At 58.2% G+C, this 12697-nt stretch carries 7 protein-coding genes and 1 other RNA gene; 5 read left to right on the plus strand and 3 right to left on the minus strand.

All coding sequences use genetic code 11. The features are described from left to right. Positions 1–152 precede the first annotated feature (152 nt). Positions 153–3155: an outer membrane protein assembly factor BamA gene (gene bamA, locus AB6729_RS12825; RefSeq protein WP_371082621.1), complete on the minus strand. Its 3003-nt coding sequence runs from the start codon at positions 3153–3155 to the stop codon at positions 153–155. 382 nt (positions 3156–3537) lie between these two features. Between bamA and AB6729_RS12830 the strand changes: the two genes are divergently transcribed. After that, on the plus strand, positions 3538–3930 hold the full coding sequence (locus tag AB6729_RS12830; protein WP_371082015.1) for a carboxypeptidase-like regulatory domain-containing protein: 393 nt from the start codon (positions 3538–3540) through the stop codon (positions 3928–3930). A gap of 6 nt (positions 3931–3936) precedes the next feature. Here the strand turns inward: AB6729_RS12830 and AB6729_RS12835 are convergent, their stop codons facing one another. Next, entirely contained in the window at positions 3937–4383 is a 447-nt protein-coding gene (locus AB6729_RS12835; protein WP_371082016.1) for a winged helix-turn-helix transcriptional regulator, read from the minus strand. 75 nt (positions 4384–4458) lie between these two features. Between AB6729_RS12835 and AB6729_RS12840 the strand changes: the two genes are divergently transcribed. Continuing rightward, on the plus strand, positions 4459–5400 hold the full coding sequence (locus AB6729_RS12840; RefSeq protein ID WP_371082017.1) for an oxidoreductase: 942 nt from the start codon (positions 4459–4461) through the stop codon (positions 5398–5400). A gap of 28 nt (positions 5401–5428) precedes the next feature. Continuing rightward, an RNA gene (gene rnpB / locus AB6729_RS12845) (RNase P RNA component class A) lies at positions 5429–5858 on the plus strand. A gap of 286 nt (positions 5859–6144) precedes the next feature. Here the strand turns inward: rnpB and AB6729_RS12850 are convergent. Then, positions 6145–9624, minus strand: coding sequence for a TonB-dependent receptor domain-containing protein (locus tag AB6729_RS12850; protein WP_371082018.1), 3480 nt, complete (start codon positions 9622–9624; stop codon positions 6145–6147). Between the two features lie 274 nt (positions 9625–9898). On the opposite strand from AB6729_RS12850, the gene AB6729_RS12855 reads away from it, so the two are divergent. Both AB6729_RS12855 and AB6729_RS12860 read left to right on the plus strand, forming a co-directional pair. Then, complete coding sequence (locus AB6729_RS12855; protein ID WP_371082019.1) at positions 9899–11179, plus strand: hypothetical protein; 1281 nt, start codon at positions 9899–9901, stop codon at positions 11177–11179. Positions 11180–11706: 527 nt separating this feature from the next. After that, a complete protein-coding gene (locus AB6729_RS12860; RefSeq protein WP_371082020.1) occupies positions 11707–12690 on the plus strand; it encodes a sugar phosphate isomerase/epimerase family protein in 984 nt (327 codons plus the stop codon). The last annotated feature ends 7 nt before the right edge of the window (positions 12691–12697 follow it).

Below are 12697 nucleotides of genomic sequence, written 5' to 3' on the forward strand. Positions count from 1 at the left end.
TACGAAAGACTCTTTCCGGAAAACGAGGAGCACGATAACACAGCATTTTGACAACCTCGTCAGGGTTCAAAAGGCTCGGGGGAATGACTCTGGGTAAAGCAAGAAGGGGGATGCGATCATCGCATCCCCCTTTCGTTGTCCTTGTCTGTTATTTAGAACGTTGTGCTGACGCTCAGGCGGAGTGTCTTACGCGGTTCGCGCAGGATGTAGTCCGCACCGTAGAACTGCAGTGCCTGTGCGTAGGTGTAGCGACCGGCTGCACTGTTCGGGAAGAAGCTCGCGAAGGTGGCGGAATCCGTAGCCAGCTTCTGCGGCAGCGTCTCGTACAGGCGCAGCGGGTTATACGCGTAGAACAGGCGGAACGGCGCATTCACGATCGGCAGCACCACCTGGAACTCCACACCGTTTGACATACGCGGTACAAAGTTCGTTCCCGGCGCTGTCTGCAGACGCGTGGGGAAGCTCAACTGCTTGCCGCCGGTGCAGGCGCCATTGACGAAGTCGCTGCAGCCATACAGCGGGCTGGATAGCGAAGCCGCGCCCAGAACGCTCTGCTGCAACTGGCTCGGCAACGCGTTAAACGTCAGGTTGAAGTCCGTGAAGAGCGCGAACGTCACCTGCGACACGATCGGGATACGGTATTCCAGGTTGCCCGTGAACGACGTATCGCCACCCACCGTTACCAGGCGGTAGATCGGCAGTGGAATCTGCGCATTGCCCAGCGTGTTGTTCGACGGGTCACGTGGAACCGTTGAGCCGTCCGGGTTCGTCAGGTTGAACTGCACACGCGTCGGGATGAAGACGTAAGGCGTTGCGGAACGGATATCGAAGCCGCGGATATCGCTTTCGCCGCCACCGTAGATACGGTTGAACGGCGGAGCCACCTGGCCGCCAAAGCCTTCCGCATGCGCCAGCTGTGCACGCATACCCAGCACGTTGTGGCCTTCGCGGTTAATCCGCAGACCCTTCATCGGGTAGAACTGACGGAACGACGCAACAGGCGAGAAGTACTTCACGTTGCCGCCCGCGCCCGCTACCTGGATTGCCAGGTTGAAGTCGCGACCCGAGTGTGGTCCCGCAGCGCGATCCACCGACGAGTACGTGAATGAAGGCGTAATGATCGACGAGATGATGCCGCCCAGCGCATTCGACGTCTGCAGACCGCTTCGGAAATTCAGCGTTTCAAACACGTTGCGGGTGTTCTCGTTGAAGGTCGTGATGTTCGACCGCGACAGCGCATAGGACACACCCACACGCGTAATACCAACCGCATGCTTGAACACATGGCGCAGCGGCGTGGATGCCGACAGCGTCAGGCCAGTGCTGGACTGGTTGTAGTTCGTCAGCAGTGACTGCTGTGCGTTGCTCAGGTTCTGGCTCGCACCGGCCGCAGCATAGCTCTTGGCCGGGTTGTAATCGTACTTCTGCGCAAACACTTGGAAGCCGAGTGAGATGGGCTTGTTGCGCAGGTACGGCTCCGTAAAGCCGAAAGTCAGGTTGCGCGACAGATCACCAATGTTCGCTACAACGGACAGCGTCTCGCCCAGGCCCAGGAAGTTATTCGTCTCGTAGTTCAAACCGATGAACGAACCGCTCAGGCCGGACAGACCGCCGTTCAGGCCGATGGAGTTCTTGCCCTTCTCCTTCAGCTTCAGCAGCAGGTCAACGGTGCCTTCGTCGTTGTTGGTGCGGGTTTCGCTGTCCTGGTCGGCCTTCAGCGTTTCAAAGTAGTTCAGCTGGTTCAGGCGCAGAATGGAGTTTTCCCATGCCTGGTTGTTGTACTGCTGACCTTCTTCCAGCATCAGTTCGCGGCGGATCACGCGGTCACGCGTAATGGTGTTGCCGCTGAACTCAATGCGCGACACATAGAAGCGCTTGCCGGCATCAATGTCGATGGTCAGCGTAATGGTCTTCTTCTGCTCATCGAACGTCGGCGTGGGAACGGCAGCCATGTTGATGAAGCCAAGCGAGCCATACGCCTTACGCAGATTTTCCAGACCCTTGCCGAAGATGGTGGCGTTGAAGTAGTCGCCGTCCTTCTCCGCAAACTGCGCACGCAGCGCATTGGTGTTTACAACGGTCTTGTCATAGCCGGTGAACTTGATGGCTTCCAGCTTGTAGCGGGAGCCCTCTTCCAGCGGAACTTCAATGTCAATGCGCTTGCCGTGCGTCGGACGCATCGTAAAAATATTGAACCCGCCACTGTCGCGCACCTTGGTCAGCGGTTCGCCCGGCTGCACCTTAAAGTAGCCGCGCTCGCGGTAGACCATGCGGACGCGTTCCACGTCCTCATCCAGCTTGGTCGCGTCAAACGTGCGCGCGAACAGGTCTTCCAGGATGATGGAGTGCGGAATGCCGATGGGCTTGGAGTTTTTCATCGCCGCGCGCAGGGTGCGGCTGTTGATGCGTTCGTTCCCCTTGAAGCCGATCTTGCCCACCTTCACCGTGGGGCCTTCCTTCACAACGAAGGTGACCGCAACACGCGCCGGCGGAATCGTCTTAACTTCCGTGCGCACGGTGGCAAACTGGTGGCCGTGCTCGGCCAGCAACTGCTTCAGGACAACTTCCTTGCGCTTGATCTTGGTGGGGTCGTACTGGCTTTCGACAGAGACGCCGACCTTGGCCTTCTTGTCGCGTTCCAGCACGTCGGAGACGGTGACCGCGTTCAGGCCCTTGTAATTGATCTCGCCGATGGTGGGCTTTTCGCGCACATAGACAATGAGCTGCGTGCAGCCATTGCCTTCGGCCTTTTCAATCTGAACGGACTCAAAGAAGCCTGAGTTCCACAGCGAGTTGAAGTCGCGCTCCACAGTCGCCGGGTCATACTGAGAACCCTGACGCGAGAAGAGACGCGCAATGATGGATTCCTTCGGATAGCGCCGATTGCCGATCACCTGCGGTGCGCACAGAACTTCTCCCGTGCCTGCAGATGCGGCAGGAGCGGGCGCTGCCTGTGCTTTGGCGATTCCTGTCGTCGCGGTGCCGCAAAGTAATACTGCGGCGGCTGCCAGCCCGGTGGTTCCGCGGCTGCCGATGGCGCGACTAACTCCGATCAAACGATGAAGTGAGGAGAACCGCTCTTGTCTTGGCTGATGCTCTGGGACGTTTGCCACGCCCTGTTCTACGGTTTTGATAACAACACCCTCACTGCCCATGAAACTCGGATACACACGTCGACCCGCGGCTCCCTTTCGCACGGCCCGCAATTCCGTATGACTGAAAGACGATTATAGGGGAACGGGGATAGCCGGAGCGAGTCCATGAATTTACAGGAGGTGTCGTTCATCGCACCCTGCACCTCTTCTGGTGCATACAAGCGCCTTTCCGGTGCCAAAAAGGGCGACCTCGACCACAAAAAAATCTGTGACGAGCACCCTCCCTCCTAAAAACTTTTGTTGCTGAGGACGGTTCGGCGCATGATGGACGTTTCCATCACCCCTCAAATCGCGTCACACTTGCAGGAGCAAGACTGCCTTCGCCGCTGCCGCATCGCCGCGATACCTTTAAGTCAACGTTCCGGTGCCGAGGTGTCGCTGCATGGCCTTTCAACCCGTTGCCCGTCGCAGGCTCATGCGCTGTGTCATCCTGTCTGCGATTGTCTTCGCCGCATTCCTGGCGGCTTCGGCCAGCATCCGTGCGCAGATCATCACTCGCAATCCACTGCGCAGTGTCAGCGGCTCCGTTACCGACGGAGGAAGAGAACCTCTACGGGGCGCTGTCGTGCAGATTGAGGCGGAAGACACGCTCGTCATCCAGAGCTACGTCACGGACGAACGCGGAACCTATCGCTTCCGTAACCTCCGGTCCGACGCCGACTACCGCATCTGGGCCAACTTCCGTGGCCATCGCTCCAAAACGCAGGAGATGAGCAAATTCGATCGCAAGCAGGACCGCGAAATTCCTCTCGCAATTGATCTGACCAAGGAGTAGCTCAGGCTAGTCGTGTCGTGAGATCGGCTCGTTTGGTCGTGTCCACGGATTTTCGCGAGTGTCGCCGGTATAGCACTGCCGTGCGTTTTCAAACTGCGCAATGTTGGTCACTGTCCATTGCCACACAGGATGCAACTGCGTCAGCAAGCCTTCACCCAGAGATGTAATGCGGTACTCCACGCGGGGAGGCACCTCCGCAAACACTTCTCGAGTAACGAAGCCACTTCGCTCCAGTTGGCGCAGCGTCTTGGTTAGCGACTTCTGGCTGATCCCCTCCACCGCCTCCATCAGGCGAGAGAAGCGCATAGGTCCACCCGCTTCTGCGAGCACGGACATCGTCCACAGCGTCCATTTCTCAGCAATGTGGCTGATGATCTCGCGGACAAACACATCCTGCTCTTCGGTGAGAGCTTCGCACGCGGCATTCGCCTCTTCCCAGTCGATCGATTCCATTCGTTACCTCAAGGTAAGTACGCGCCAATAAGGTGCCTTATTGCTGTTGGTGACTAATGGAAGCATACTCGCCGCATGACAACTGCAAAACAACCCTGGACCGCAGAACAGATCCCTTCACAAGAGGGTCGCCGCGTTCTTATCACCGGTGCGAACTCCGGCATTGGTTTTGAGACTGCACTGGAACTCGCGCGAAAGGGCGCAGAAGTTGTATTGCCCGCGCGCTCACAACAGAAGGCGGAAGATGCTGCTGCCCGAATACGCGCCAGGGTGCCATCTCCCAGAGTGATCCCAGCCATTCTGGATCTGGCGTCGCAACAAAGCGTAGTGGACTTCGCTGCATGGTTTGCACACCGTTTCCCCGGCCCTTCGCTGGATCTGCTCATCAGCAACGCGGGAGTCATGGCCGTACCAAAACGCGAGCTTACGGTGGACGGGTTTGAGCGGCAGTTCGCTACCAACTTTCTGGGGCCATTTGCACTGACAGCGTTGCTGTATCGCCATGTGAAGCAGCAGCACGATAGCCGTATCGTCATCGTCTCCAGCAGCATTACCAAATGGGCGCGGATTGAGTTCGATAACTTGCAGAGCGAGCGTCACTACAGTCCCATGGGCCAGGCCTATGCGCAGTCAAAGCTTGCGGATTCCATCTTTGCGTTGGAATTGCATCGTCGCGTTACTCGGGCTGGATCGCCTGTTGCCGTTATGTCCGCGCATCCTGGCTATGCTGTGACGAATCTTCAGACCTCAGGTCCGGGAGATGGCTTTTCGTTGTTCAAACTGTCCACTATCGTTTTGAGGCCTTTGCTTTCGCAAGATGCCGCACACGGAGCGTTGCCGACGCTCTTTGCAGCTGTTTCTCCTGAGGCTGTGCCTGGTGGCTACTACGGCCCGGATGGGCTACTTGAAGCGAAAGGCTATCCCAGGGCGGTCAAGATTCCGAAACGCGCAATGCAGGACGGAGAGCGCTTGTGGGAGACCGCAGAGCGATTGACCAATACATCCTTTACGGTGTGACCTGCATAAGCGGTACACTGGAGTGATGCAGGCGGACCGAACGATCGCTGCTGCTGCACGCACGTTTGTTGCAGCAGGGGAGGAAAGTCCGGACTCCAGGGGGCAGTGTGCCGGGTAACGCCCGGGATTCATGCGTGAAGGCATGAAGACGGCAAGTGCCACAGAGAAAATACCGCCGCGAGCAATCGCGGTAAGGGTGAAAAGGTGCGGTAAGAGCGCACCGCGTCGGCAGTAATGCAGACGGCATGGTAAACCCCACACGGAGCAAGACCAAATAGGCGGGAAGATCGCACGTTCGCGTGCGTGATGCGTGCCGGCCCGGTGCGCCAGACTCGCGGGTAGGTTGCTGGAGCCCCGCAGCAATGCGCGGCCTAGAGGAATGATCGTTCAGCGCAGAAGTCCGAGCGAGAGCAGAGATGGTGCGTGGACAGAATCCGGCTTACAGGTCCGCCTGCATACTTTCACCTCCACTTTCAACTCGTATCGCCTTCATGCGCCGTCATTCTGAGCGCAGCGAAGAATCCCAACGCATTGTCATCACCTCAACGCTTGAAAGTTTCTCGCACGGAATCTCAACGCTTCTTTGATCGCTGATAGTCCAGCGAGATTCTTCGCTGCGCTCAGAATGACAAGTGGAGTCACGGAATGGGAAAAGGAAACAAAAAAAGGGCCGGACAGCGAGAGGCTGTCCGGCTGGAGGCAGTATTTCTTTTCGTGCATACGGAGTACGAACCCGTATTGCGGTTAAAAGTTGAGCTTCAGCGCAAATTGGTACAGGCGTGGCGTGTAATTGGAATCCACTGCCGTCACCTGCCCGAAGTTAGGATTGCCAATCTGCACATTGCCGCTGTTCTGCGTGATCTGGTAGCTCGGCGTGTTGGAGATGTTGAAGGACTCCGCACGGAACTGCATCTTGACGCGCTCCGTCACAGGGAAGTCCTTGAACAGCGACAGGTCCACGTGGCGGAAATGCGGCCCGAACAGCGAGTTGCGCTGCACGTTGCCGATGGTTCCAAGCGGCTGCGGAACAAACGCTGTGGGATCAAAGAACAGCCCGTTGGAACCGATGGTGTGATGGGTCAGACGAGCGTCCTTGATCTGGTTGGGCCGGTCAGCTCCGGGGTTCGTCAACGGCACCGCACGGTTCTGATAGGCACCCAGGGCGCCGCCGCCACCGTTCAGGATGGAGAAGGGCTTGCCGGACTGCCACACCGCGATGGTGTTCATCTGCCATCCGCCAAACGCCAGTTTGCTGAAGCCGTGGAACTCATGGCCTGCAGCGAACTGGTAGTTCAGCGACAAGGCAAAGCGGTTCTGGATGTCGTTCTCTGCAACGCCGTAGTCAATCTGCCGAATGCGACGCGGATCAGCGTTATAGGCGCCTTCATTGCCTTCCTGCGAGAAGCCAACGTAGTCGCTCATGGCCTTTGCCCAGGTATAGTTCGCGTCAAAGGCCAGGCCTTTCACGAAGCGACGCTGGTATGACGTCTGCAGGCCGTTGTAGTTAAAGGTGCCTTCGCTCAGCATGTAGCCAACCTGTCCCAGGTTCGGCAGAATGCCCTGCAGAGGACGCCTGTTCAGTGCCGGATTCGCAACCGAGTCGCCGGGCAGCGGCTGGTTGATGTCGTTGACGGTCTGCGGCATGTGCCGTCCCGCGCTGCCGACATAACCGATCGTCAGCACGTTGGCGCCAAACTGCTGCTGCACCTGCAGGTTGTATTGCTGGATCATCGCCGAGCGGAAGTTGGTGTCTTCCGCATTGAACGACAGGCTGTTGCTGTTGATGGTCTGCGGCTGTGGCAGCGGCAGGCCGGCGGAGAAGTCGCCCACTGCGCCAACGGTTGCGCAGTCAGGATTGATAGCCGACGGCGCAATACCCGCCGGACCGGTCTGGATCTGGTAGGCGCGTGTCGATACGCAGGTGGGCGCGTACACAGAAACCCACGGGGCGTTCTTCAGGTTTGCGTTGGAGGTGTAGTTGCCAGGGAAGTAGCTGATGCCGTATCCGCCGCGGATCACGGTCGTGGGATATGCCGAGTATGAGAAGCCCAGGCGCGGCGCCAGGTTGGTGTAGTCCGTCTTGATGCCTGCGGTGCCGCCCACGCCATTCTGTCCCGGCACCAGCAATGCCGAAGCGACGGTGCTGGCAGTGAGTGTTTGTGCACGGGTGAAGTCGAAGTTGGAGATGTGACCGTGCGCTTCGGTGAACGGCGTGAAGATGTCATATCGCACACCGTAGATCAGCGTCAGCCTGGGCGTGATCTTCCAGTTGTCCTGCACGAAGGCGCTGGGTTCGTACGAGCGATAATCCGGCGTATTGATGTTGTAGTTGCGTCCCGACGAGGTGAATGCGCCCACCAGTGAGCTGGCCAGCTGGTTGTCCTGCCGTTGCTTTGCGGTTGCGGTTGCATTGCATCCGCTGGCGCCGGCAGTGTTGTTATAGCCGGTGCCGGAAACGCAGTTATCCGTCGTGAGCCCGAAGCCGTACTGGCCGCCGGGAAATGCGCTCTGCAGGTTGCGTGCCTGGCGACGGATGTAGGTCACACCAAACTTCAGGTTGTGGTTCCCCTTCGTCCAGCTCACCGTGCCGGAGTACTGGAACGTGTTGTCGATATCCTGCAGCGGAACGTAAGCTCCATCGCCGATATCGCTGAATGGGCCGAACTGGATCGGCGTCAGGACGTTGGCCTGTGCCGTGAAGTTCATGTTCGATCCAAAGCCAACCTTGTCGTCCGCATTCGCGCCATAGTTCAGCGGCAACGACAGGTTGTTGATGCGCGTATAACCCGCACGCAGATCCAGCAGCAGGTTCTGGTTGAAGATGTGCGTGTAATCGAAGGCGTACATCTGTGCTGCGTTGGTAGCCGGTCCGGCAAAGATATACCGTCCGCCTGAGATCTGCAGACCATTCACCGTGCCCAGCGCCGGTGGTATGAAGCTGTTCACCTTGTTGTAGGTGTAGCGGCCAAAGAACAGGTTGTTCTCGTTAAAGCGATGATCCACGCGGACATCAAAGACGTTGCTGTTCGATGTCTTGCTGGGGCTGATCACGTAGTTGTTCGTCAGGCTGGAATTTGTCGGTGCAGGGAACAGCCGAAGGTAATTCAGCGCGATGGGGTTGATTGAGTACCCCGCCGTTCCGTTGCCGTTGTTCACCAGTTGCTGTGGTGTTGCTCCGCCAATACCGTTGATCGCGTTGTATTCGTCAATCGTCGGCACGGTGCTCTGGTAGGTCACACCCACCACCTGCCGCAGACCCTCATAGTCGCCAAAGAAGAACGTTCTGTCTCTCCAGATACGGCCGCCGATGGATGCGCCGAACTGGTTCTGCCGCAGCTCCGGCTTTCTGCCCGTGGTCTGCAGCACCTGGCGGGAATCGAAGATGTCGTTGCGGAAGTACTCATAGGCGCTGCCGTGAAAGGCGTTTGAGCCGCTCTTGGTAACAATGTTGACCACGCCGCCAGCCGTGCGCCCAGCCTCAGGGGCATAGCTGTTGGTTTGAATGCTGATCTCCTGGATGCCTTCCACGTTCGGCCGCACACCGCTGGTGCCGATGATGCGTTCGTTGTTGTCAAAGCCATCAATGATGAAGTTGTTCAGCGTATCGTCCTGGCCGTTCACGCTGAAGGAACTGCTCTGGCGGCGATCATCCGGGCGTGCGCCGGACGTCAGACCATTGCCAGGACCCTCATTCGCGCCCGGGACCAGCTGGACCAACTGAACATAGTTGCGGCCGTTCAGCGGCAGGTCCTGCACGCTTTGCGAGGTTACGGTGGTGCTTACCGTGGCGTTTTCACTCTGCAGCAGGGGGGTCTGTGCTTCCACGCTCACGGTTTCGTTCACGTCGCCCAGTTGCAGCTTCACGTCGGAGCGTGCGCGGTCACCCGCTTCCACACCCAGGTCAGCCACGCTGGTCGATTTAAAGCCACTGCTGGTCACGGTCACGCTGTAGTGTCCCGGTTGCAGCAGGGTAAAGGTGTAGTTGCCGCTGGCGTCGGTCGTCACGGAGCGGCTTTGATTTGTGGCAAGGCTCTTCAGCGTCACGGTGGCATTCGGCAGGGCAGCGCCTGTCGCGTCGGTTACGGTACCGATGATGTCTGACGTGGTCACCTGGGCATGTGCCAGCCCAGTACCTCCTAATACGGAAAGTACGACGGCTGCCCGTGCAATGTTCGCGGGTACCGCCCACCGGCTCATCCAGAAATTACTACTGTTGCGATTCATAGTTGTCCTTTTGCCTTCATTTGGGCTCTTACGTGGGGTGACCGCTGCCGCAATTTGGCGTACCGGTTTCGCGGCAGCGGAGACGGGGTATTTAACAACCCACGGAGTCTAGGCACGCAGGAAAACAACTCGTCAGTGTTTTCGGGTATGAACGGAGGCGTAAATCGCCGTATGTGCTTGAAGGAAAAGGGGAGGTTAAGAGGAGGTAAAGCCTTGCGAAGCCCATGATAAAAGGCCTATGCTTCCCCATCGACGTTTCGAAGTGAAAGGAGTTATGGCTAGCTCCCCTACCCCCCACGCCATCTCGCCGCTCTCTCCTGAGGAGAAGGACCGTGTCCGCGCGCAATTGGATCGCCTGTTGCAATCCAGCCATTTCCGGAACAGCAAACGTTATCCCGCGCTGCTTGGTTACATCGTGGAAGAGACGCTGGAGGGTCGCGGCCCGCAACTGAAAGAACGCACGCTGGGGATCGATGTCTTCGGGCGGCCCGGCGACTATGACACCGCCTCCGACCCCATTGTCCGCGTCACCATCGCGGAGATCCGGAAACGGATCGCGCAGTATTACCACGAAGACGCGCACGCCTCAGAGCTGCGGATTGAACTGACGCCGGGCTCCTATATCCCGGAGTTTCTGCCCGGTCGCGAACATGAGCCGGAAGCGGCTTTGGAAGTGGCTTCTCCGTTGCCGATTGTGCCGCCAGTTGCGGAGGTCCCGGCAAGGGCATTTCCACGGCGGCAATGGCTATTTCCTGTTCTGGCAGGCCTGGTTGTGCTTCTGGCCGGAGCAGGTTTCGCAGGCTGGTACCGGCTGCGCAGTTCGCCCCTGGAAGATCTGTGGCGGCCATTCTTTGCCGCAGACGGCCCCATTACGTACTGCCTGCCCATGAGCGCGCATCGCAAAAGTCCGGGCTGGGCAAATACCACGGAGGAGGCTGTCGCCCATGCGCTGGATCTGGCCGACACCAAATTGCCTGCATCCGGCACATTCTTTGACCACCAGGTCATCGGAGAAAACGTTGTCTTCTCCGACGTCATCGCCATGATGAAGCTGGAATCCGTGGTGGAGCAGCAGCACCGGCCCGTTCGTGTGCGCCTCAACCTGGGGACGAATCTGAACGAACTCCGCGAGGGGCCATCCATCTTCATCGGCGGCCTGTCGAACCAGTGGACATTGAAGCTGATTGATCCACTGCGCTATCGGTTTGCCGGAAGCGACGCGGAGTCCTATTACATCCGCGATCGACAAGCCCCGGACAACAAGCAGTGGAGCATCCGCCTGCAGGACAAGATGACCACGGTCAATCGCGATTACGCCATCATCGCGCGCGTCCACTGCGAGCCGCTCGGCAGCGTGTGCCTCATTGTGGCGGGCATCGGTATGAGCGGAACGGCTGCTGCCGGAGAATTTCTCGCCAATCCCGACCGCGTTCGCGAACTGGAGCGCCGCATCGGCCACGCCAATCGCGATCGTGATTTCGAAGCAGTGCTCACCACCAGCGTGGAAGACGGCATCGCGGGCCCGGCAGAGATCGTCGCACTCGACGTTCGCTGAACCCACCTATCCCTTGGAACAGTAGGTACGGATTCAACAGTTTGAGGGGGACGGATTCATCCGCTTTGGACGGATTCATCAGTATGTACGGAGACATCCGTTGGTTGTGAAGTGGCGTGATGCAGCAGCAGTGATTCAGCAGTTTTGTATGTACATGGGTTCAGCGATGATTCAACAGTTGTGTAGGTACGGATTCAGTAGTGATTCAACTGTTTTGACTGATTCAGCAGCTGGTTGTGAAGTGGCGAATACAGCAGTGAGTCAGCAGTGAGTCAGCAGCTGTGTAGATGTGGATTCAGCAGTGATTCAGCAGTTGTGTAGGTACGGATTCAGCAGTGATGCAGCAGCTTTGAAGGGGCCCGGCTTTAGCCGGGCCATCATTAAGTGCTCCAACCCCATTATTTTCTTTTCCTCTCTCGCCTTAAGCGAGAGAGGAAAAGAAAACCTTCCTAACCAGGCCGTACATACAGCGCAAGCCGCCACACGCTTGCGCTAAGATGGCTGCGTCCCTTCAGGAGGTCCGACCAATGCATCTCAATCGCCGCCAGTTTGTTGCGACTGGCTCGTTCGCTCTGTTCGCCGCAACGCTGCGCGCCCAGGCGAAGAACTGTCCCTTTCGCCTCGCGGTCATTGCTGACGAAATCGGCTCGGACTTCGAGCATTCCTGCCATATCGCCGCCAATGACTTCGGCCTGTCGTGGATCGAGGTTCGCGATGTGAATGGCAAGAACATCACAAAGCTGAACGAGCAGGAAACCGCGGACGCGAAGAAGATCCTCGCAAAGTACAACCTGAAGGTAACGGACGCAGGCACCCCGCTCTTCAAGAGCAATTTCCCCGGCGCGCCGCTCTCAAAGGATGGCGGCACCAAAGATCCCAACAAGATTCCCAAAGACCTTTCCGATCAGTTTGAACTGCTGGAAGCCGCCATTGCTGCCGCAAGAAATTTCGGCACAGACCGCATCCGCTGCTTCGACTTCTGGCGTCTGGAAGATGTAAAGCCCTATCGCAAGGACATGGACGCAGCCTTGGACAAGGCGGCCACCATCGCTGGCAAGCAGAAGATGATCCTCGTTCTTGAGAACGAGATGGCCTGCAACACTGGCTCCGGCAAGGAGGCAGCGGCGACCCTCTCTCGCGTCACCAATCCATCGCTCATGCTGAACTGGGACCCAGGCAACAGCGGTTCCTTCGCAGGCGATGTCCCCTATCCTGACGACTACAACGCCCTGCCGAAGAAGCGTATCGGCCATTGCCATGTGAAGTCGGTCTCGCGGAACTCCGGCGACAGCAAACACCCGTTCCAGTGGGAACCCGTGGGCAAAGGCCTCGTCGATTGGACCGGCCAGTTGAAGGCCCTCAAGCGCGACGGCTACCGTTGGGGCGTCAGCCTGGAAACCCACTGGCACTCCGGCCCGGGAACCACGCCGGCAGAGATCAAGGAATCCTCCACGCGCATCAGCATGGCAGGCCTGAAGCAGAGCCTGAAGGACGCCGGCATCGACTGCTAATGAAATT

Origin of the sequence: Terriglobus sp. RCC_193 (assembly GCF_041355105.1) — a bacterium.
GTDB lineage: Bacteria > Acidobacteriota > Terriglobia > Terriglobales > Acidobacteriaceae > Terriglobus.

Coding starts and splice junctions, on each gene's coding strand:
- AB6729_RS12840 (WP_371082017.1), top strand. CDS start 4,459: ATGACAACTGCAAAACAACCCTGGACCGCAGAACAGATCCCTTCACAA.
- AB6729_RS12835 (WP_371082016.1), bottom strand. CDS start 4,383: ATGGAATCGATCGACTGGGAAGAGGCGAATGCCGCGTGCGAAGCTCTC.
- bamA (WP_371082621.1), bottom strand. CDS start 3,155: ATGGGCAGTGAGGGTGTTGTTATCAAAACCGTAGAACAGGGCGTGGCA.
- AB6729_RS12855 (WP_371082019.1), top strand. CDS start 9,899: ATGGCTAGCTCCCCTACCCCCCACGCCATCTCGCCGCTCTCTCCTGAG.
- AB6729_RS12850 (WP_371082018.1), bottom strand. CDS start 9,624: ATGAATCGCAACAGTAGTAATTTCTGGATGAGCCGGTGGGCGGTACCC.
- AB6729_RS12860 (WP_371082020.1), top strand. CDS start 11,707: ATGCATCTCAATCGCCGCCAGTTTGTTGCGACTGGCTCGTTCGCTCTG.
- AB6729_RS12830 (WP_371082015.1), top strand. CDS start 3,538: ATGGCCTTTCAACCCGTTGCCCGTCGCAGGCTCATGCGCTGTGTCATC.